General features: G+C 49.1%; 19 protein-coding genes and 1 other RNA gene. 18 read left to right on the top strand and 2 right to left on the bottom strand.

Annotation, left to right across the window (positions count from 1 at the left end; all coding sequences use genetic code 11):
- Nucleotides 1-6: 6 nt before the first annotated feature.
- From rnpB to ACK5LI_RS13905, 15 genes are all read left to right on the top strand, one after another.
- Nucleotides 7-365: RNase P RNA component class A (gene rnpB / locus ACK5LI_RS13975), an RNA gene on the top strand.
- A 57-nt stretch (nucleotides 366-422) separates the two neighbouring features.
- On the top strand, nucleotides 423-1,622 hold the full coding sequence (gene ispD, locus ACK5LI_RS13970) for a 2-C-methyl-D-erythritol 4-phosphate cytidylyltransferase (RefSeq protein WP_416950414.1): 1,200 nt from the start codon (nucleotides 423-425) through the stop codon (nucleotides 1,620-1,622).
- A 117-nt stretch (nucleotides 1,623-1,739) separates the two neighbouring features.
- Nucleotides 1,740-3,467 carry a long-chain-fatty-acid--CoA ligase gene (locus ACK5LI_RS13965; protein WP_416950412.1) on the top strand — a complete coding sequence of 576 codons (1,728 nt, stop codon included), beginning with the start codon at nucleotides 1,740-1,742 and terminating at the stop codon, nucleotides 3,465-3,467.
- A complete protein-coding gene (gene dtd / locus ACK5LI_RS13960; protein ID WP_416950410.1) occupies nucleotides 3,467-3,940 on the top strand; it encodes a D-aminoacyl-tRNA deacylase in 474 nt (157 codons plus the stop codon). The genes ACK5LI_RS13965 and dtd overlap by 1 nt, the downstream gene beginning before the upstream one ends.
- A 4-nt stretch (nucleotides 3,941-3,944) precedes the next feature.
- Nucleotides 3,945-5,090 carry a PP2C family protein-serine/threonine phosphatase gene (locus tag ACK5LI_RS13955; protein WP_416950408.1) on the top strand — a complete coding sequence of 382 codons (1,146 nt, stop codon included), beginning with the start codon at nucleotides 3,945-3,947 and terminating at the stop codon, nucleotides 5,088-5,090.
- Nucleotides 5,071-5,523, top strand: coding sequence for an ATP-binding protein (locus ACK5LI_RS13950; RefSeq protein ID WP_416950406.1), 453 nt, complete (start codon nucleotides 5,071-5,073; stop codon nucleotides 5,521-5,523). The genes ACK5LI_RS13955 and ACK5LI_RS13950 overlap by 20 nt, the downstream gene beginning before the upstream one ends.
- The gene (locus tag ACK5LI_RS13945; RefSeq protein ID WP_416950404.1) at nucleotides 5,505-5,849 is read left to right on the top strand and encodes an STAS domain-containing protein; all 345 of its coding nucleotides are present in this window, start codon (nucleotides 5,505-5,507) and stop codon (nucleotides 5,847-5,849) included. The genes ACK5LI_RS13950 and ACK5LI_RS13945 overlap by 19 nt, the downstream gene beginning before the upstream one ends.
- A gap of 55 nt (nucleotides 5,850-5,904) precedes the next feature.
- Entirely contained in the window at nucleotides 5,905-7,020 is a 1,116-nt protein-coding gene (locus ACK5LI_RS13940) for a FapA family protein (RefSeq protein WP_416950402.1), read from the top strand.
- A 26-nt stretch (nucleotides 7,021-7,046) separates the two neighbouring features.
- Nucleotides 7,047-7,802: a motility protein A gene (locus tag ACK5LI_RS13935; RefSeq protein WP_416950400.1), complete on the top strand. Its 756-nt coding sequence runs from the start codon at nucleotides 7,047-7,049 to the stop codon at nucleotides 7,800-7,802.
- Between the two features lie 6 nt (nucleotides 7,803-7,808).
- Entirely contained in the window at nucleotides 7,809-8,570 is a 762-nt protein-coding gene (locus ACK5LI_RS13930) for a flagellar motor protein MotB (protein WP_416950398.1), read from the top strand.
- 4 nt (nucleotides 8,571-8,574) lie between these two features.
- Nucleotides 8,575-10,278: a CgeB family protein gene (locus ACK5LI_RS13925; protein WP_416950396.1), complete on the top strand. Its 1,704-nt coding sequence runs from the start codon at nucleotides 8,575-8,577 to the stop codon at nucleotides 10,276-10,278.
- Between the two features lie 2 nt (nucleotides 10,279-10,280).
- The gene (locus tag ACK5LI_RS13920) at nucleotides 10,281-11,702 is read left to right on the top strand and encodes a glycosyltransferase family 9 protein (RefSeq protein WP_416950394.1); all 1,422 of its coding nucleotides are present in this window, start codon (nucleotides 10,281-10,283) and stop codon (nucleotides 11,700-11,702) included.
- Nucleotides 11,703-11,810: 108 nt separating this feature from the next.
- Complete coding sequence (locus tag ACK5LI_RS13915) at nucleotides 11,811-13,538, top strand: flagellar hook-length control protein FliK (RefSeq protein ID WP_416950392.1); 1,728 nt, start codon at nucleotides 11,811-11,813, stop codon at nucleotides 13,536-13,538.
- 13 nt (nucleotides 13,539-13,551) lie between these two features.
- The gene (locus tag ACK5LI_RS13910; protein ID WP_416950390.1) at nucleotides 13,552-14,388 is read left to right on the top strand and encodes a flagellar hook assembly protein FlgD; all 837 of its coding nucleotides are present in this window, start codon (nucleotides 13,552-13,554) and stop codon (nucleotides 14,386-14,388) included.
- An 87-nt stretch (nucleotides 14,389-14,475) separates the two neighbouring features.
- Nucleotides 14,476-16,119: a flagellar hook protein FlgE gene (locus ACK5LI_RS13905; protein ID WP_416950388.1), complete on the top strand. Its 1,644-nt coding sequence runs from the start codon at nucleotides 14,476-14,478 to the stop codon at nucleotides 16,117-16,119.
- A gap of 128 nt (nucleotides 16,120-16,247) precedes the next feature.
- On the opposite strand, the gene ACK5LI_RS13900 is transcribed toward ACK5LI_RS13905, so the two are convergent.
- Nucleotides 16,248-16,631, bottom strand: a complete 384-nt coding sequence (locus tag ACK5LI_RS13900) for a flagellar protein FlaG (protein ID WP_416950386.1) — start codon at nucleotides 16,629-16,631, stop codon at nucleotides 16,248-16,250.
- A gap of 285 nt (nucleotides 16,632-16,916) precedes the next feature.
- On the opposite strand from ACK5LI_RS13900, the gene ACK5LI_RS13895 reads away from it, so the two are divergent.
- Nucleotides 16,917-17,807 (top strand): flagellin, encoded by an 891-nt coding sequence (locus ACK5LI_RS13895; RefSeq protein ID WP_416950384.1) that lies wholly within the window; start codon nucleotides 16,917-16,919, stop codon nucleotides 17,805-17,807.
- A 107-nt stretch (nucleotides 17,808-17,914) separates the two neighbouring features.
- Here ACK5LI_RS13895 and rnc read toward each other — a convergent pair whose 3' ends face one another.
- On the bottom strand, nucleotides 17,915-18,604 hold the full coding sequence (gene rnc, locus ACK5LI_RS13890; RefSeq protein ID WP_416950382.1) for a ribonuclease III: 690 nt from the start codon (nucleotides 18,602-18,604) through the stop codon (nucleotides 17,915-17,917).
- 26 nt (nucleotides 18,605-18,630) lie between these two features.
- Here rnc and ACK5LI_RS13885 point away from each other — a divergent pair, with 26 nt between their 5' ends.
- On the top strand, nucleotides 18,631-20,787 hold the full coding sequence (locus ACK5LI_RS13885; protein ID WP_416950379.1) for an acetate--CoA ligase family protein: 2,157 nt from the start codon (nucleotides 18,631-18,633) through the stop codon (nucleotides 20,785-20,787).
- Between the two features lie 28 nt (nucleotides 20,788-20,815).
- The gene (locus ACK5LI_RS13880) at nucleotides 20,816-21,880 is read left to right on the top strand and encodes a phosphotransacetylase family protein (RefSeq protein ID WP_416950377.1); all 1,065 of its coding nucleotides are present in this window, start codon (nucleotides 20,816-20,818) and stop codon (nucleotides 21,878-21,880) included.
- Nucleotides 21,881-21,918 lie beyond the last annotated feature (38 nt).

Raw genomic sequence — 21,918 nt, 5'->3', positions numbered from 1 at the left:
TTTTCGGGAGCAGGACGAGCTGCCGCTGCGTGTCTGACACGGAGAGGAAAGTCCGGGCTCCGCAGGGCAAGACGCTGGGTAACCCCCAGGTGGAGTGATCCACGGACAGTGCCACAGAAAGCAAACCGCCTGCTATTGCAGGTAAGGGTGAAACGGTGGGGTAAGAGCCCACCAGAGGAATCGGTGACGATTCCTGCTAGGTAAACCCCGTCTGGAGCAAGACCAAATAGGAAGACGCTGAAGGCCGGCCCGGTCGATGTCTTCGGGTAGGTTGCTTGAGGCTGCAGGTAACTGTAGTCCTAGAGGAATGGCAGCTGCTTTCCTGTTGGAAAGAACAGAACCCGGCTTATAGTCCGGCTCCCTTTTGTAACACTAATCAGGGGCGCTTTTGGCGCCCCTGATTTTTGCATTGTGAGGTAGTTATGCACACTTGGGCTGTGCTGTTGGCGGCAGGCAAAGGGGCTCGCATTTCAGAAGCTTGCGGACGAACCCGCAAACAATTCATCGAATGGAACGGCGCCCCCCTGTTCTGGCATTCAGCGGCAATGCTGTCCCGCATTGCCAGAGTGCGTGGTATTATATTTGTACTTCCGGCTGAAGAAATTGAAGCTGCTACGACTCGCCTGAAACAGTTGGATGATGGAAGAGCGCTGGGCATTCCTTGGAAAACTGTATGCGGAGGGGAAAGAAGGCAGGATTCTGTATACAGCGGCCTTATCGCACTGCCGGAACAGTGTGACCATGTACTTGTGCATGATTCTGCCCGCCCTTTTGCAGACGCAAATTTGTGTAACAGAATTCTTGATGCGTTGCATAACGGAGCTGAAGGTGTCATCCCTGCGCTGCCTGTAACAGACACTATAAAAGTAGTTGAAGCGGGCATTGTAAAGACAACTCCTGACCGCAGCAGTCTGGTAGCTGTTCAGACCCCTCAGGGTTTTCAGAAGAATGTTTTACTCAAAGCTCACGAAATCTGCCGTCAAAATAACTGGGATGTAACCGATGACGCATCGCTTCTTGAGCGTTGCGAAGACATGCGCGTTCAAACGGTTGCAGGACAAGCTGATAATATTAAAATTACCAACGCGGAGGATCTGAGCTTGCTGAAACAAAAGTCAGACGCTCCGGCAATGTTGCCGTGTTTCGGCTGGGGGTACGATGTTCATCGTTTCGGACAAAATGGTCGCCCTATGAAGCTCGGCGGCGTACCAATCGCCGGAGGCCCTGCCGTACTTGCTCATTCCGACGGAGACGTGTTGCTTCATGCTTTGATGGATGCTGTTCTTGGCTGCATGGCCATGGGCGACATAGGTATGCTTTTTCCTGATACCGATGCTGCATTTGACAATGCCGACAGCTCTGTTCTGCTAAATGAGGTACTTGAAAAAGTACGTAACGAAGGTCTGCTCATTACGCACATAGACCTGACCATTATCACACAAATTCCCAGAATTGGCCCGTGGCGGGACCAGATTCATAAAAACATATGCAGGCTGACAAGGATTCAGGCCGGCCAGGTCAACGTTAAAGCGACAACAGAAGAAAAGCTGGGATTTACAGGCGAAAAGAAAGGCATCAAGGCTGTAGCCGCTGTAACGGGTCTACGCCCTGCTCTCAGTTAGCTTTAATTACAACGCATCAGCCCTTATATTCTTGCACCGCTAACGCCTACAGGCTAACATTCATAAAAGGCTCAGGAAGCACGGTATCGTCTACTAACCGGAACAGCAGTAATAACTATGACTACACCTGAAGTTACTTCCGTTTTCCCTTGGCTCGCCCACTATGATGACGGCGTCCCCGCGAATATTGATTACAAGAGGCATCCTCTTTTTACCTTTCTTGATGAAGCTGCCCATACCCATCCCCGCCGTACAGCTGTAGTTTTTCGTAACTACCGTCTCAGCTATGCAAAGCTGAATGAGCAAGTTGAAATTCTGGCTGCCAACTTAAGAGAGCAAGGACTCCAAAACGGTGACAGGGTCTCAATAATGCTGCCTAACCTGCCCCAGACTGTTATCGCATTCTGGGCAGTGCTAAAGGCCGGCGGCATTGTGGTCATGACTAACCCGCTATACATGGAAAAAGAACTGGTGCACCAGATTGATGATTCCGGTGCACGGTTTATGATTACGCTTGATCTTGTCTGGCCCAAGATTGCTTCTTTGAAAGATAAGCTGGGGATTGAAAAATATTTTGTTACCAAAATCTCTGATGCACTGCGTTTCCCCCTGAATTTTCTTTACGATTTCAAATCACATAGAGACGGTACCGCAAAGCCCGTTCCGTATGACGGCGAACATATTCAGCCGTGGAAAAACCTGACCAAAGGAAAACGTCGGTACTGCGCAAAGATAGAAGATCCTGCTGAAACACTCGCTCTGCTTCAATACACGGGTGGCACCACAGGCATTGCCAAAGGTGTGATGCTTACCCACCAGAACCTGTGCGTTAACGTGCAGCAATGCTGTGCCATGCTACAGGAGCTTGTTCACAACAAGCATACCTTCATGGGCCTCCTGCCCTACTTTCATGTGTACGGCCTTACAACGTGTCTTATCTTCCCGACTTCTCTCGCGGCTACAATTATCCCGTTCCCGAGATATGTTCCCAAGGATGTTCTGGACGGCATTGCAAAACATAAGCCCACAATTTTTCCGGGAGCGCCTTCGGTTTACATCTCCTTGATGCAACAAAAGGAAGTAGGCAAATACGATCTTACTTCTATTGAATACTGTATTGCCGGTTCTGCGCCTATGCCTGTTGAGCAGATGAAACGTTTCAAAAAACTTACCGGAGCCGCAATCATTGAAGGCTTCGGCCTTACTGAAGCTTCTCCCATTACACACCTTAATCCAATCAGAGGATTAAATAAGAATGGCTCAATAGGAGTTCCATTTCCTGATACGGAAGCCCGAATCGTCGATATGGAGCTTGGCAGCGTCCCCTTGCCTGCCGGTAAGATTGGCGAATTGATAATCAAGGGCCCGCAGGTCATGCAGGGTTACTGGAACCGTCCTGATGAAACTGCCGGAACATTGCGTAACGGCTGGCTGTACACGGGCGACATCGCCACCATGGACGAAGATGGCTACTTTTATATTGTTGATCGGAAGAAAGACATGTTCATCGTTGGCGGGTACAATGTATACCCCAGAGAAATCGATGAAGTGCTGTATGAGCACCCCAAAGTAAAAGAAGCTGTCACTGTCGGCGTTCCGCACCCGACACGAGGCGAAGTAATTAAAGCCTATATTGTGCCTAAGCCTGGTGAAAGCCTGACCAAAAATGATATTATAGCCCACTGCAGAGCAAAGCTTGCAAACTATAAAATTCCGCGGCAGGTCGAATTCAGAGAAGAACTTCCTAAAACTATTGTAGGAAAAGTCCTTAGACGGGCTTTACGCGCAGAAGAAGAAGAGAAGTTGAAAAAACGCTCTTCCGGCGATAAAGGCGACACAGAATAATGAAGCTTCTTATTCAGCGCGTCCGCAAAGCAAGCGTAAGCGTGGAGGGCGAAGTAATAGGACAAATCGGCTGCGGCCTGCTGATTCTGGCAGGCTTCGGCGGCCATGATGACCTTTCGCTTCCAGAGTCTAAAACTTGGGAGACACTGATTCGCAAGGCTGTTGATTTACGAATTTTTCCTGACACGGACGGGAAAATGAATCTAGGTTTGCAGGAGTACGGAGGCGAAATTTTAATCGTATCTCAGTTTACCTTGTATGCTGATTGCAGAAAAGGAAAGCGGCCTTCATTTACCAAGGCCGCTGCTCCTGAAATTGCCGAAACGCTCTACGACTTGCTGATAGACTCTTTCAAGACACGTACATCAGGTAAAGTACAAACGGGACGTTTCGGAGCAGAAATGGATATATGCCTTACCAACTGGGGGCCTGTCACAATTGAGCTTTCAGACGAAATGCTAACCAGACAGTAGGTCAATGAAAGACTCCAGCTCCATCCTTATCGTTGATGATTCACGATCAGTGCGAAGCGCCCTTGCTTCTTTGCTGTCTGTAACACATCAAATCAACGAAGCGGCTGATGGCACAGAAGCGCTGCAAGCCTATACTCAGTCACGGCCTGATATAATCCTGCTGGATTTGAATATGCCCGGTATGAATGGTCTGGAAGTCCTTCGGGTTATCAGAGAAGATCATAACGACGACGAAACGTATATTCTTATTCTGACTGCGGATGACAGCACAGAGACCAAAACCCGTGGTCTCAGTCTTGGGGCAAATGACTTTCTTTCCAAGCCATTTGATATTGCGGAATTAAAAGCCCGAGTAGGAGTTGCCGAGCGGCAACGGAAGTTGACAAAGCAACTTGTTGATTACGCACGCCGTATTCAGAATGAAATTGACCTTGTCGCTTCACTACAAAGTAAATTGCTTCCGACAGCCACTCCCTATATGCAGGGAATTCATATAGAAAGCCTGTACCAACCTTCGGGAGAAGCCAGCGGCGACTATTTCGATTTCTTTCCCATTCATGACGGCACCAGTATCAGAACTGTGGTTGCAGATGTTTCCGGCCACGGTGCCCGGGCGGCTTTTATTATGAGCATTGTCCGGACACTATTTCGGGTTACACAAAGCAAGTTTATGTCTTTGACAGAGACTATTGAGCTTCTTGATAAACATTTGATGGACGCTATCGGTTCTGAAGAAGATTTTGTCACCGTTTTTGCCGCTGATATCGACTTTAAAAAATCCAGCATGCAATATGTTAACGCCGGTCATTGCCCCGGAATTCTCATGTCAGAAGATGGTACTTTTTCTAACCTTTCCAGCACAATGCCTCTTCTCGGCTTTTTCAATCCACCTATCCGCTACGGAACTTGTTCTTTTACTGTCGGTAGCGGACTTTTATTGTTTACTGACGGCTTTTTTGACTGGAAGGATAAATACGGCAGCCTGTTTTCGCTGGAAGACTTTATTGCGGTTGCCACAAAATGCATGACTAAAGGGCAAACTGTTCTGGAGTCCATTACCGACCAGCTGGCAGAAGTTGGCGGCGGAATGCCAGCCTACAGAGACGACTTAACGGCACTGTGGATATACTATGACACTCAGGCCGGCTAGTTTTTCTTTTTCCACGCAGGCAGAAGCCTATGCATGCCGGGCGGTGGTAAAAGGTGTTATTGAAGTCATTGCCCAATGGATTAATGATAAAGAGTCACTGCATAATTTAAATTTAATTTTGACTGAAGCGTGTGCTAACGTTGTCCAGCATGCATATACTGACGCTACATCTGGACGTATTGAAATTTGCATCAGAATATTACCGAAAGTAAGGATAGAATGCACAGTAAGCGATTGGGGAACAGGTTTTACGCAATGTCCTCTTAACCTGAAAAAACCGATTCCGCTCTCGCCGCCGGAGGCAGAAAGCGGCAGAGGACTTTTTATAATTTCCAGTCTAGCTGATTCATTTGCCATTTCTAACAGTGGTGGCAAAAATACGTTGCACATAACAGTCAACACAGGGAGTGAAATATGGGTGGCCTCAGAATAGAACAACAAGGTGACATTCTGCATATGGGCATCGACGGAGAACTGACCCAGCAAGCAGTGCCGCAAATTCGCAAACGCTGCGACAAGCTGCTGGAAGCATCTGTGTTTACACATCTTGTTGTAGATCTCTCTGAAGTGCCTTTTATTGACAGCTCCGGCATAGGGCTGCTCGTTTCCGTGAATAGCAGGCTGAAAGGCAGCGGCAAGCATATGGTTTTATTCCGTCCGTCCGATCAGGCTATCAAGACATTGCACCTTGTGCAGCTACTGGACTTTTTCACCATCGTAAAAAATGAAGATGACCTTCTGGTCATGACGGATTCATAGTCAACCAAGCAGCCTGCCCGAACGCTTTCTTTAGCCCGACCAAAAGGACTCTGTTATGCCTTGGTATCTTGAACATCACTTTGATCCTGACTTCAACCACTTTGAGCTGAAGCCCAAAGAAGGCAAAACAGGCAAAGTTGATCATTATAATCTAGGCTATGTTCAGAACGTAGTAAAAGGCCAACTTGTTGCGGAACTGAGACAGGTGACGGATGAAGAAGCCGCCGGTCTTGACTCCCGATATGTATACAACACCTCTGCCCTGCCTGTCGGCCCGAATTGCAAAATCGACCCGGCAAACAAACATTGTATTCTGGCTGCTGCCAACGGGTATGTTTTTTACAATGACGGACTAATCACTGTAAAAAAGATGCTTAACGTAAGGCGTGATGTTGATTTTCATACTGGCAATGTTGTCTTTGTAAATGACATCGCGGTACATGGAAGTGTGCGAACCGGTTTTGAAGTTCATGGTAATAATATTCTTGTAAAAGGAATCATCGAAGGCGCAAAAATAAACGCGCGTGGTGCTCTTGCTTCTGAAACCGGTGTAAAAGGGCAGAAGTCAGCCCTGTTACGTGCAAGTCAGAATATTCGCCTGCCCTTTTGTGAAAATGCAGAATTGCGTACACGTTCGAATGTTATGATCGACACTTCTTGCATGCATACAGATATTTACGCTTCGGGTAATGTGGTGATAAAGGAACGCCTGCAAGGAGGAACGATTTACACCTCCGGCATGGTGTACGTTATGGAGCAACTCGGGGGCGGACAAGGTACAGCTACGCAATTCATAATGGGTTACGACCCTTTTCTTTTCAGCAAATTGCGAGATGTAGAAGAAAATATCAAAATTTATAAAACCAAAGTCGAATCCCTCGAAAGCTTGTGTGCCAAAAGCCCTGAGCACAGAGAAGAATTTACTCCGCAAAAAAAAGACGCACTTGAAAAGCTTACGGCTCTTCACCGCATCAGAACCAGCATCTGGGAAAAATTCGACGCAGAGGATGTGCCTTCGGGCTGCAGAATTCTGGTTCCCGGAAAAGTTCGGCCTGGTGTGGAAATCAGTATCGGAAAAGCCTACCTCAAGGTTAACGACTATCTTGAAAATGTAAGATTTTGCCTGGAGAATGATGAAATAGTCTATCATTCTCCAGCGCTGGAAAAATAACTAAGCAATTCTGAGCAAGCAATATTATGGATATAGGAACTATAATCGGGATGATTGGTGCAATGGGCCTGATTCTGGGCGCCATTGTCATGGGTAGCGGGTTAGGCGGCTTTGTTGACGTTCCCTCTGTTGCCATTGTTGTCGGTGGTACCATTGCCGTTGCCTTTGTAATGTTTCCGATCAAAACAGTGCTGAGCTCTATCAAAGTGGCCATGAAATGTTTTTTTGCTAAAGCACCTGACCCGGTAGATACTATCCAGCAAATTATCAGCCTTGCAGAAAAAGCCAGAAAAGAAAGTCTGGTTGCGCTTGAAAAAGTCAGCGTGGACGACCCCTACCTCAAACGCGGCATCCAGCTGGTTGCAGACGGAACAGAAGAGTCTCTGGTCCGTTCCGTTATGGAAATTGACATAAGCATCATGAAGCAGCGTCACAGGCGTGGTCAGGAAGTATTCAAGGGATTAGGTACTTTTGCACCTGCATTTGGCATGATCGGCACACTGGTAGGTCTTGTACAGATGCTGCAGAACCTCAGCGACCCTGCTTCCATTGGTCCTGCTATGGCTGTTGCGCTGTTGACTACGTTTTATGGTGCTGTTCTTGCTAACGTTTTCTTTTTGCCCATGGCAAAACGTCTTGAAGAACGTTCCAACGAAGAAGCGCACAACATGGAACTTACCATGGAGGGCGTTCTTTCCATCCTTAACGGAGACCACCCCAGCATCGTAAGAGAAAAACTCGAATCGTTTCTGTCTCCCAACCTGCGCTCGGCTAGTAAGTAGGTACGCATGGCTGCAGACGATAAAAAAGCTCCGCCACCACCTAAAAGGCAGGATGACACCCCTTGTGAAGAGGGACTACCTCCTTGGATGGCGACCTTTGCGGACATGATGTCTCTGCTTCTTTGCTTCTTTGTATTGCTGCTTTCTTTTGCACAACAGGACGCAAACAAGTTTAAAACGCTGATGGGGTCCATCAAAGAAGCATTTGGCGTGCAGGTCAAACGAAAAGAAGCTCCTTTTGCTGCATTTTCACCGTCTGATTTTGAACGTAAAGACGTTGAGCTTGATCCGGAAAACAAAGAGCTTTTAGGCATGGTGCTGGAAATTAAAAACTTTGTGCTTCAAGACCCCGACTTGAAAAAAACTGCAAAGATTTCGACAGACGATGCTGGAGTTGTAATCAGGATTCCTACCTCTGAAATTTTTGCTCCCGGATCAGCAAAGCCTGTGGCTGATGCCGCCAGTAAGCTGGCTACAGTGGTACGCATTATGAAAGAACGTAATCTCGGCCTTGTTGTGCGTTGCCATACCAGCGACAGATCTCTCGACTCAAATTCGCTTTACCCTACCAATTGGGAACTTTCTTCTGCCAGAGCAGCTACAACCCTACGTATACTTATGCAGGCCGGAGATATTGCACCTTCACGCATGAAGGCAGTCGGCTACGCAGATTCGCAACCACTACTACCTAATAACACTGATGAAAACCGGTATGTAAACAGTCGTCTTGAATTTTACTTTCATACTCCCAGTGTGAAAAGTTGGTAATGTAATGTCACAAGCTGCAGGCTACACCGCACATCCCGTATTTGCTGAAGAATCACTTGTTGATGTCGAAATCCACCTCGCTACCCGCAAATGGAAATTGCTTGGACCTGCCGGTGTAAAACGGGAGACAGCCCTCATCCCTGCAGAATGTCTCAAGCCGCGTTCCGGCTATCTTCCTGTCTTTATCGGCAGCGGGACAGGTGCTGCGATACGTTTTTTCATGCAGCAATACGAAGGGCCATTTGCGGTGCTGGACAAAGAAGCCAGCATCACCGCACTGACAAATATCAAAAAAGACGTGCAGGAACGGGCCGGAGCCTTATGGGTTGACTCTCCCGACCTGCAAACTGCGCTTAAGGAACTGACGAACTGGCAACTGCGACATGGTTCGCGCGCCCTTAAGGCCATTATCAATCCTGCATGGCTTCGGCTGGACAGAGATTTTTATGCAACTGTACAGCAAACTGTTGCAGCCAGTGAGAAATTTGATTTCTGGAGCAAGGTCAACTACCCGCGCTTTCAGCAAAATTCTCCCAGAATTTTACTGATCACCAGCCAGTACTTTCTGATGGGTGAAGTCGTCTCAGCCTTTAAGCGGATGGGGATTGAATACGAATTACTCAGCCTTGGCGATGATGCTATCGGGCAAAATGAATTTGTCGAACACCTGCTGACCGCAGTCATCAAATTCAAGCCCGACTTTGCCCTGACCATAAACCACCTTGGTGTAGACCGCGAAGGCATCCTTATGGAGCTGCTGGAAAGACTGCAGCTTCCGCTTGCCTCGTGGTTTGTCGACAATCCCCATCTTATTCTGTACCTCTATAATAAGCTGGTTTCGCCTTGGACCGCCTTATTCACTTGGGATGCCGACAACCTTGATTCGTTAAAGCAGCTCGGCTTTAAGCATGTCTTTCATCTGCCCTTAGGGACAGACCCTAGCCGATTTGTGCCCTCCAAAAAGCTCGCACAACAACATCCGTTGCAGGCAGATGTTTCATTTGTCGGCAACTCAATGGTCTACAAAGTTGCCCAGCGTATGAAAGCCGGACGCTTTCCGGCCTCCATGCTTCGTGAATACAAACAGGTAGCAGCAGGCTTTTCCCGAAGTAACGAGCGCGATGTCCGTAGATATCTTAAGGCTGATCATCCTAATGTTCTTGCCGCTTACGAGAAGCTGCCAGAGCCGGAACAACGTCTTGCCTATGAAACGATGATCACATGGGAAGCTACAAGACAATATCGCAGTAATTGCGTGCGTCAGACGCTTATATTCAACCCGCTGATTGTGGGGGATAAAGGTTGGCAGATAACTTTTAAAAACGACCGGAACAAGTGGAGGTCCCACAAAGAACTCAGCTATTACTCTGACCTGCCGTGGTTTTACCCCTTGTCTGCCATCAATTTTAATTGCACCAGTAAACAGATGAAAGGCGCAGTTAACCAGAGGGTGTTTGACGTACCGGCTTGCGGAGCTTTTGTTCTGACGGACTGGCGTTACCAGATGGATGAATTATTTGAGCCCCAAAAAGAAGTAGCGTTTTACTCTGAGCCAAAAGAGGCAGCTGATATGATACGCTTTTATCTGGCAAACCCCTCCGCAAGAAACAGTATCGCGTCTGCAGCCCGCAAACGTATTCTTAATGAGCACACATACGAACACCGGCTTCAGCGTCTTATCCGCAACATGCAGCAAGCTTTCGGTTAGCCATGAGTTCTCGTCCGATCCTAGTCATTCAGATGCAACGCATGGGGGACCTTGTTCTGACCTTCCCCTTGCTAGGCTGGCTGCGTCTTCGCTTTCCTGATGCGCCCATCTGGGTGGTGGCTGAGCCGGTTTTTTTTAAAGGGCTGATGGCCTTATCCCCTGCTGTAACTTTTTTCCCCCCTGATGCTGCTCCTGCTCTTGTGCGGGAATCCTTTTCCGCAATTATCAACTTAAGCCACCGCCCAAATGCGGCGAGGCTTGCCGGAAGTGCAAAAGCAGACGCTAAGTACGGGCCGTATGATGATAACGGGGCCATCAGGATTGGCGGGCAATGGCAACTGTACCGTACCAGTCTGACACATAACAATCGTCACAATGCGTTCCATTGGGCAGACATGAATGCTCTGGACAGTTTGCCATTACAGACACTCCAAAAAACATTCTGGCCTACAATAAGCTATACAAAAGCATCTGAAGGACGAGTAGGCCTTTTTTTGGGGGCCAGCGAAATAGATAAGCGCCCTTCTGCTCAATTCTGGGCTTCACTTGCAGAAAATCTGCTTTCAAAAGGTTTAAAGCCGGTCCTGTTAGGAGGAAAAGCAGAGCTGGCTTTAGCATCCGAAGTTGCAGCCCTTATCAATGCTCCTGCGTTAAACATGGCAGGAAGATTCTCCCTGCCGGAACTGGTCGAGGTTCTTCATTCGCTTCGGCTATTGGTAACGCCCGATACTGGGCCGATGCATGTGGCAGCATGGGTCGGAACACCAACTCTTAACCTGTCCATGGGGCCAGTCTCAGCATGGGAAACCGCACCATTTCCTCCCGGTCACTTTGTCCTGCAAAGTACCATAAGCTGCGTCGGTTGCTGGCGTTGTAAACACAAGCGTCCTCTTTGCCATGACGCATTCACTCCCCATCGCATTGCATCACTGGTACGTATGATGCTTTCTACATCAGGAAGCTTCGTAAACAAGCTGCACCTGCCCGGGCTTGAGCTTTTGAAGACTTCCCGTGACGAGTATGGCCTTTACAGGCTCTCTTCTTTGGAAGGGCAACGGCCTGACTCATCTTTAATAAGGCAGCCGCTAAAAGACTTCTGGCAGGCGTTCTTCGGGTATTCTTTCGGCGTGCTCTCAGGCGAGCTTGTGGCAATACGCTGGAAGCAACTAACAGCAGGCTCACCGGCTATCGCACAAACATTTATTCCAGCCGTCACTTCGTTAAGCCGTGCTTTAACTAAAAGCCTAAAAGATCCTGTAAGCATAGCTTGTCAGGATTTCTGGCAGAAACACCCGCCTTTCATGCGCCCTCTTTCCGGGTATTTGCAACAGGCTTTGACTACTGAAGACTGCTCACGCCCTGCGTACTCAAAAGCGTTGCAAATGATTGAGAGCCTGCTTGGCTCAATTTCAGACAATCAATAGGAAACTTCTTCCTCTTCCTCAAACCACACGCCCCCTTAACGCTCTGTATTTACAGATCATCACTTTTTGGAACGCCTTTTGTAACTAAGACCGCTAAAGGAGTTCCGCATGCAAGTTTTTCCCGGTTTCATCACAGAAGCTGCTAATACGGTACAGCGCAAACTAAACCCGAAAAGTAACGGGTTTAATGACGTGTTCCGCTCGCTTAGCACTGTAGCCGAGGGAAACAACGTTGCCCCTGACTCTCTTTCCGCATCGCCATTCCTTCCGGAGGAAGCCAAAAATCGTAAAAACGCTCTTTTTACATCGCTGCCAGCCTCTCCGGACACCTTAAAAGAACTGCAAGAAGACTTAAAAGATATCGGCATCTCGGAAGAAACCCTTGAATCCCTGATGCAGCAGGCTGCCAGTGAAAACGGAATCAGCTGGAATCAGTTATTACAGAAACTTCAGCAAGACTTGACGAGCTTCGGCAAAGCTGAAGCTGCGGAATTTGACGGAGCAACACGCAACTCATTCCAGTCTTTCCTGCAAAAGCTTGGATTTTTAGACAGAGAAGTTACGCAGCTTACTGAAAAAGCGGAACAAGGCGACATTTATGGTACATGGCGCGCAATCGCCACGAAGCTGGATCAGCTTCCCAAAGAGGCCCTGCTTTCGATCGACAGCAACGAGTTGCAGTCGATCGGCAAAATTATGCGCCTTTCATCCGACGGAATGAGCCGCCTAATGTCAGTGATGAAAGATTCACAAGGGGTGATCTCTTCTCCTTCGGCAATGAAGCAGGCCCTGTCTGAAATCAACTCTGCAGTATCCAAAATTCAGGACGGCATCGACGAAAAAATCGATCAATTGCGGGATATTATTCAACCGGCAATGAATGCCGCCTTGGAAGCTGAAGTTAAATCTGTTCAAGCTGACAACAGGCAGACCCGGTCTACCAGCAATAAGCTGTTGCTTATGCGTGACAGCGTTCATACCCGTATTGCAGAAAAGCTTGAGGAAAATCCTGCAGCGACTGCAAACGCTTCTGACCCTGCACACGTAACAGATGAGATGCGCAACCGCATACCCGCTAATAATAAAGCTGATAGCTCCGCACAAAGGAATTCTCTTGAAGCCGCTGCAATCGAGCGTAAGTCCGGTAAAAATCCTGAAGAGAAATCCTTCACCGGCCATGATCAGGAGCACAAAGAGTCTAAAGACGCCGCAAAAGAACTTTTAGAACACGCTTCCCCCCATAAGAGTGAACAGCGCATTGCTGCAGAAAACTTAGTTAACCGTGCAGAATCGCGTATTGCTGCCCCTCTCCTTCCCGGCATGTATCAAACGCAGGATGAGTCGCCGGCAATGCCGCAGCAGGCTGCAGAGACAGCCCGCTCCGAACGAAGCATGCATCAGGTTGAAAAGGGAATGCTTGAAACCCTGAACAACGGGCAGCGCAGACTTACTTTGCGTCTTGACCCGCCTGAACTGGGCAGAATTGCAGTTACTCTTACCGTGGTTAACAAGGAAGTAACAGCCATTATACGCCCCGAGTCTCCCGAGGCGGTTAAGGCTGTTAACGACCAGCTTCATCAGCTGCGCCTCAACCTCGAACAGCAAGGGCTTAAAGTCGAGCGTTTAGAAGTACAGCAACAGCTGCAGAACAACTTTTCTTCACCTTCGTGGCAAGGGACAGACCAACATAACTCTGCGCGTGAACAGCAACAATGGTTCCAGCGTGAACAGCGCATGGCAGCCATCCGGCGAGAAGGCACAGAGTTGGCCCAAGAAATGCACAGTCCCGAGCATAAGGCAAGAATTACCACCTCATCAGTGGATATTATAGCATAGCGAAGGTGCGAAAATGGCTTCAACTAGCGCTCTCATCGGCCGGGCCGAACAACAGTTTTTCAGCAACAATCCTTATGCGGAAAGAAAAGGTGCTGACCTTGGCAAAGAGGATTTCCTCACACTGCTGGTCACCCAGCTTTCACATCAGGACCCGTTGAACCCGATGGATGATAAGGAATTTGTTGCCCAGCTCGCTCAGTTCTCCAGTCTGGAACAGCTGACGAACATCAGTGGCGGAATCGACACCCTGAACGAAGCTTCGGACCAGGGGCAGATGATCAGCGCTGTTGGATTCATCGGTAAAGAAGTCCGTGCCGCAGGCAACAGCCTTACCCTTAAAGAAAAGAAGGCGAGCTCTGTTTACTTCGCACTGAACGCTCCCATCGTTGAAGGGTATGTGAATATCTACGATTCCGGCATGAACCTTGTCCGCACAGAGGCCCTGGGGGCCAAGCAGGCCGGTGAATACGAATACGTATGGGATGGTAAAGACTACACCGGAAAAGAAATGGCCGATGGTCCTTACTACATCACCATGGCAGCAGAAGGTGTCGATGGTGCCCCCGTCATGGTCTACACAGAAGTCAGCGGTAAAGTTGCCGGCGTACAGCGTGATGGTAACGATCACTGGCTGCGGTTGGAAGATGGACGTTTTGTTAAATTTACCGAGGTTCGCGAAGTTGTTAACACCAGCACCGTTGAAGACGGTAATGCGAACGGCGGTGACGGTTCGGGCGACGGATCAGGAGATGGCTCGGGGGACGGGGCAGGCGAAGGGTCCGGTGACGGAACAGGAGATGGAACTGGCGATAACAGCGGTTCCGGAGACGGCTCCACCACTACGCCTTAAGCCAGACAATTCAATTTCGATATAGGAAAAATGTTCGCTCTTTGAGCAGAACTTATTCGCATAAGCGTTTATATCAGGAGGTCGACCATGAGTCTTACCGCTTCAATGTGGACAGGCATTTCGGGTTTGCTGGCCCACGGCGAAAGAATGAACGTTCTCGGCAACAACATTGCCAACGTTAACACAGTGGGCTTCAAAGGCTCCAGAATGGACTTTGAAGACTTTATCAGCCAGGACGTAAACACGGCATCCGGTTCCAAACAAATCGGTCGTGGTGTAGGCCTTGGAGCAATTTACGGTGACTTCAGCCAAGGTTCCTTTGAAACCACCACAGAAGCAACCGACCTTGCTATCGGCGGTAACGGCTTTTTTGCAGTATCGCCCAAAGGTGAAGAAACTAACTACTACACCCGTGCCGGTAACTTTCGTTTTGATAAAGACGGTTACCTCGTAGACCCGCACGGATACGTGCTGCAGGGCTGGCAGGTTGAAACTCCCAGACCTTCACTGGCAACCAGCACTGCTTCCAGCGTAAGCTCTTCATCCAAAATCAAAGGGGCCGGTGTTCCTAAGGATATCCAGCTTCCCGGATTTACAGCCGAACCTAAGCATACTTCTAATGTGACCATCATCAGTAACCTTGATGATGCCGCCGGCGGCGATAACACCACCAATGCTGCCAACCCGATGTTTGCTTTGTTCAACAGCTGGGATGGCACGGCAGAACCTCCGCTTAGCGAAAACAGCTTTGCTTACCAAACTACCATTAAAGTTTACGATGAAGGCGGCACAGCACATAACCTTACCGTATATTACGATCAGGTTTCTGCTGATACCATCTCCGGCGAAGCCAGCGGACGCAAGTACTGGGAATACATTGTCACCATGGACCCTGCGGAAGAACGCCGGTCAATCAATGGAATCGATTTCAACGGTACTCCCGCTGCCGGTCTGCTGATGTCTGGCACGCTGACCTTTGACAGTTCAGGCCAGCTTGTTGATCAGAGTGCATTTACTCCCGGTAGCAGTGCATCCGGCTCCATGAAGGATCTTAGCAACTGGAACCCAACAACGTTCTCTACCAACGGATACCCCATGTTTGTTGCCAACTTCTCGGGTATTTCCAATGCGAGCTACGTTACCCCCAACCCTAACCCTGCTGCAGAACCATATATTATGGAACTGAATCTGGGCCTGAAGAACACTGATCCTTCCACCTGGGCAAGTGCGGCCGTGTCCAACGCGTCTCTGGTGGGAACAACTGTTGCCAACTTGCCGACTCTGGGAGCTCAAGCCGAGCGTCAGTCTTCGGCGACCACAAGCTTTGCGGGTTCTTCGTCAACGCTCAGCCTCAGTCAGGACGGTTATACATTCGGATTCCTGCAGAATGTGACTGTTACCCGTGACGGCATTTTGCAAGGACGGTATTCAAACGGTGCGGTTCTGGACTTGTATCAGGTCACGCTCTATGATTTCCAGAGTAAGGACAACTTGCGAAGAGAAGGCGGAAACCTTTTCAGTGAAAGTAACGCATCCGGACAGGCTGCCCCCGGCCCAGCTAATGCGAACGGCCTCGGTTCGATCAATTCAAACTCGCTGGAACAGTCTAACGTAGACCTTGCAAAAGAGTTTGTAACCATGATTACGACTCAACGTGGTTTCCAGTCCAACAGCAAGGTAATCACAACCACTGATACGATGCTTGAAGTCGTTATCCAGATGAAGCGTTAACAGTACTGACCTCCTGTTGAGCAGGCTAAAAGCCCCGAAACTTTCGGTCTGCAAAAAAAATAAGGCCTCGGCAATGCCGAGGCCTTGTCTTTTTTAACAAGGAGAGATGTTCAGGTCTGAGCAACAACTCAATACGACTTATTGAGCAAGCCCCCCACGGCGTCACTACCTTCCATTGCCAGCCGAACGATCCCTTCTGCCGGAATACGCATAAGAACCCTTTCGGAATCCTTTGTCATGACCGTTACATTTATAGAGTGGTCGGAGCTTTCAACGGCAAAGGTAAAACCTGCCCCGTTGTCCCCGAGCCGCTCTTTCAGAGCATCAATGGCCTTTTCCAGCTGTTCTGCGTCTGGCTGTGCAGTTGCTGTTTCATCTTTTGAGCGCACCACAGCAGCAGGATCTGTTTTTTCACGCGATACCTGCGGATTTTCAGCAGAGCGCTCAGGTTGGCGCTTCAGGCCATCCTCGAACACTGTTACGCGTCTGGCGCTGACATCTTCTATTTTCATAGTCAGACCTCCGGGCCATGCCCGACAAAGTCGGAACGATTACTCCCCTTCACAACACCTATCGGCATAAAACAACGTCTCTTTAGGGCACAGTGCAAAAAATTCCACATTAACTACAAACGCGGCTCGCCAGCTTTGGTAACAGCAGGAAAAATTGACCCCTTTCACAAAAAGTCGACACCCTTGTAATAATCTTCAAATTCAACATGCTGTTTTTACAGCACAAAGAAAGTTTGGCACCTGCTTTGCTCAGTAAGCTTCAGCAATCCATAAGGAGGTTTCCAAATGTCTTTGGTCATTAATCACAACATGATGGCAATGAACGCCGCCCGTAACCTCTCTGAGAGTTACGGACGTCTGGCCACATCAACTCGCCGCCTTTCTTCAGGTCTCCGTGTCGGCACCGCAGCTGACGACGCAGCGGGCCTCGCAATCCGCGAATTGATGCGAGCAGATATTTCAACCATGCAGCAGGGCATTCGTAACGCAAACGACGCCATTTCCATGATTCAAACTGCTGACGGCGCGTTGCAGGTTATCGACGAAAAGCTTATCCGCATGAAAGAGCTGGCAGAACAGGCCGCAACCGGTACCTACAACTCTGACCAACGTCTGATGATTGAGTCCGAATATCAGGCAATGGCCTCAGAAATTACCCGTATCGCGCTGGCTACCGACTTCAACGGTATCCACCTGCTTAATGGTACTCTTTCCGGTACACACGACGGTTCAGGCCTGCAGCAGACTGGTGCACTGAAGATTCACTTCGGTACCGGTAACGACTCCAGCGAAGACTACTACTACATCGCCATTGCGGGATCTACTGCCTCTATGCTGGGTGTAGGCAACCAGTCAGACCCCACTGTCGGCGGATATACAATTTCCACGCAGTCCGCTGCACAGAGTGCCCTGAACGCCATCGATCAGGCCATCATTTCGAAGGACAAAATCCGAGCAGCGCTCGGTGCACTGCAGAACAGACTTGAGAATACCATCACTAACCTGAGTATCCAGTCTGAAAACCTGCAAGCGTCCGAATCCCGTATTTCAGACGTAGACGTTGCAACTGAAATGACGGAATTCACACGAAACCAGATTCTTACGCAGTCGGCAGTTGCTATGCTGACACAGGCGAACTCGCTGCCGCAGATGGCGATGCAGCTTATCGGCGGCTAATTCCGCTGACGCCTTCCCTTTCGGTTTCGGGTGACCAAAGACAACAAATGACCGGGGAGCTCCCCCTCCTCGGTCATTTGATAGTGCTATTGGTCTATCTGCTGCAGCTAGCTCTGTTCATCTTCCAGCAATTCAAGAGCTTGTGCGGCTGCTTGCTGTTCTGCCCTTTTTACACTTTGGCCTTCGGTCTCCACCGATCTGCCGTCTGGCAGTGTAAGCTGAATTGTAAATATTTTTTCGTGCTCAGGGCCGTTGCTGCCAAGCAATGTATAAACAGGGCGTTCTTTAAACAGCTTCTGTGTAAGCTCCTGCAGCAAGCTTTTCGAATCTTTACTGCGTGTCGCTTCGGCGTCTTGAGGCCAGCGGTTTCGTAATATATGCAAGATACTGTTACTTGCCGCGGAGTACCCTCCGTCCAGAAAGACAGCCCCCAATACAGCCTCAAAAGCGTCACTCAAAACAGAACTGCGTGTTCTGCCTCCCTGACTTTCTTCTCCGCGGCCTAACTGCAGGCACTTTTCAAGCTCCAGCTCTTTTGCCAGTTCCGCCAGAGACGGTTTACTGACAAGCCGAGCGCGCATACGCGTCAGCTGGCCTTCCCTTGCATCAGGAAACTTGCGGAAAAGCTGTTCCGAAACAGCCAGTTCCAACACTGCGTCACCTAAAAATTCCAGCCGTTCGTTATGTTCAATCTCCGCCCCATGTTCGTTTGCATACGAACTATGGGTAAGTGCAGTTTCAAGCAACTTGACTTCACGAAACTGATAGAGGATAGATTTTTGTAGAGTATCAATCATTCACCTTATCTCCATATGGATCGCCAATGCGCCTTTCACAACAAATAGCTGCACTTTTTTCACCGCAGGCAGTTGCTGTTATAGGGGCCTCGGCCACTAAAGGCAAAATAGGCAATGTCATACTGGCTAATTTGCTACAAGCGGGATACGCGGGAAAAATATACCCAGTCAACCCGCACGAAAAAAGCATTCTGGGCTTACGTTGCATAAACCGGATTACAAACCTGTCTGAAAAGCTCGATCTGGCTGTGGTCAGTATTCCGCCCGATGCTGTTTTAAACACTATTGATCAGCTAGGGAGTATAGGCACTAAAGCCTGTATAGTCATCACCGCAGGTTTTAAAGAAATCGGCGGTAAAGGGTGGCACCTTGAGGCAGACGTCAAAAAAATGGCTGAACGCCATAATATTGCCCTGCTAGGGCCTAACTGCCTTGGCCTGATCAACACCAGCCACTTTCTTAACACCACTTTTGCTACAGGTCAGCCCCGCAAAGGCAGCATCGGCTTTTTTTCTCAGTCAGGGGCACTTTGCGTAGCCATTCTTGACTGGGCCCAGAGTAAAAACATCGGCTTTTCCAACTTTATCAGCCTTGGGAACAAAGCCCTGCTGGATGAAGCCCATATGCTGGATTATCTTGCCGACGATCCGGACACATCGGTGGTTCTGGGGTACATTGAAGGTGTAGAGTGCGGCGCACGTTTTATTAAAAGCGCAAGAGACGCGACCAAGCGCAAGCCTGTTATAATGCTTAAATCCGGCACAACGGCTGCCGGCGCAAAAGCAGCATCATCTCACACCGGAGCGATAACAGGAGCGGATCAGGCATATGATGCCGCCTTCAACAAGACCGGCATTATTCGAGTACGGGAACTTGAAGAACTGTTTAGCCTTGCTCAGGCGTTCAGCATGCAGCCGCTGCCTGAAGGACCTGCTTTAGCTGTTGTGACTAACGCCGGAGGGCCGGGGATTCTTGCCGCAGATGCCTGCGAACAATCCCACCTGAGCATGGCATCGTTATCAGGTGATACAGTTGAAGGCCTTAAACAAATTTTACCCCCCTTTGCATCTTTTTATAATCCAGTTGATCTTATCGGCGACGCCAAGGCAGACAGATTTTGCGGTGCGATCGACCTTGTTTTGCGAGATCCGCACGTGGATACGCTACTGCTCCTTGCCGCCCCAACAGCCAGAACAGGTATAGAGGAAATTGCTCAGGCAATTGTTCAAACGGTGGCTACATATAAGAAGCCGGTGTTTTGTTCACTTATGGGCGGAAAAGGTATTGAACAAGGCAAGTTGATTCTGGAAGCCGGAGGAATTCCCTGCTACGAATTTCCCGAACAGGCAATTAAATGCATTGATGCCATGTACATGTACCGGTCACAAAATCTTGGGGGTACCCGTACAGACCTATGCACCATGCGCAACTTCACTGCAGCACGACAGGTAATTGACCACGCCATGAAAAGCGACTCTCAAGAAATTGTCGAATTTCAAGTGCATCAGATTCTAACGGCATACGGATTATCATTTCCCAAAACGTTTCTGTGCAGAACAAGTACCGAAGCCGTGCAAGCAGCAGAAAAGATAGGATATCCTGTTGTATTAAAAATCGCTTCTCCTGACATTTCGCACAAAAGTGACATCGGGGGCGTTGTAGTCAACCTCAAGACACCGACAGAAGTTGCCAAGGCGTTCTCGACCATTACAACGCAAGCCAGCAAACTGCGAAAAGACGCATATATCACAGGGTGCATTGTACAAAAAATGGCTCCGTCCGGTGCCAAAGAAGTGATTGTCGGTGTAAGGCGTGATCCGCAATTTGGTCCGATGCTTATGTTCGGACTGGGCGGCATCTATGTTGAAGTATTGCGGGACGTATCTTTTCGCCTTGCCCCCTTGTCGCGTGAAGACGCACGCGATATGATACGCGAAATCAAGTCGTTTCCTTTGTTACGCGGCATCAGAGGCGAAGCTGCAATTGATTTCGCTTCCCTTGAACGCATTATTTTAGCAATGTCGCAGCTTGCTCTTGATTTTCCAGAGATTTTAGAGGCAGAATTCAACCCTGTTCTGGTTTATGACTCTGGCGCATTGGTTGCGGACGCACGTGCGATTCTTTCGGTACCCGCGCCAACCTGCACCATGGAAAGTGAACCGGAACAAACCAGACGGATATAAGTAGCTATAACCCGCACAGGAGGTCACTATGGCTGCCGGAATATATGTTGGCTCCACTTCCGGTTACTCCGGAAAGAATATGGTTGTGATGGGGCTGGGAATGCGGCTTCAAAAGGATGGCTACAATGTAGGATACATGAAGCCAGTAGGAGCCATGCCTCAGGAAGTAAACGGCGTTATGGGCGATGAAGACGCTTTTTTTGTTCAAAGCGTTCTCGGGCTTGATGAACCCGCAGAAACCGTAACGCCCGTTGTAGTAACGCAGGATTTCCGCGTGCGGGCCTTCAGCGGCCAGTGCGACGACCTGATGCCTTCTATTGTATCTAACTACAATACGCTACAGCAGAACCGCGATGTAATGATCGTTGCCGGTTCCGGCAGTATGTATTCCGGCAGGTACTGCAACGTGGACGGCGTACGAGTGGTTAAAGAGCTGGGCCTGAAGGCTGTCATCATCGACAGACTGCACAAGGAATTGAATTATGACTACCTTGTTGTGCTCAAAGATACGCTGGGGGACACCCTTGCAGGCGTAATTCTTAATGATATTCCATCGAATTTTATTAATGAAGTTGACGGCCTTATTCGCCCCTTCCTCGAATCCAACGGCGTTAAAGTGCTGGGCGTAATTCCCAAAGACCCGCTGATGGGGGCCATTAAAGTCGGTGACCTGGCAGAACGTCTGGGCGGCAAGGTCATCTCTGCACAAAATAAGGCAGACAAGGTTGTAGAAAACTTCCTTATCGGCACTATGCAGGTAGAAAATTTCATGACCCACTTCCGCAAGAACAAAAATTCCGCGGTCATCGTGGGCGGCGACCGTTCTGACGTTCAACTGGTTGCGCTTGAAGGTAACTGCCCGTGTCTGGTGCTCACGGGCAACCTTTATCCCAACGACATTATTCTCACCCGTTCTGAGGTGTTGAATATTCCCATTGTTGTGGTGCGGGATGACACCTACACCGTTGCCAAAAAGATGGAAGTAATTCTTTCGAGGCATAAGTTGCGAGATGTCATTAAAATCCGGCAAGGTGCCCAGCTTGTCAGTTCATCACTGGACTTCGCATATTTGAAAGAAGTCATGGGAATTTAGCTGATGACAAAACAAAAGGGGCCGCAAGGCCCCTTTTG

The sequence above is a fragment of the Oleidesulfovibrio sp. genome (genome assembly GCF_047973035.1).
GTDB lineage: Bacteria > Desulfobacterota > Desulfovibrionia > Desulfovibrionales > Desulfovibrionaceae > Oleidesulfovibrio.
This window is presented reverse-complemented; position numbering and strand designations above follow the sequence as displayed.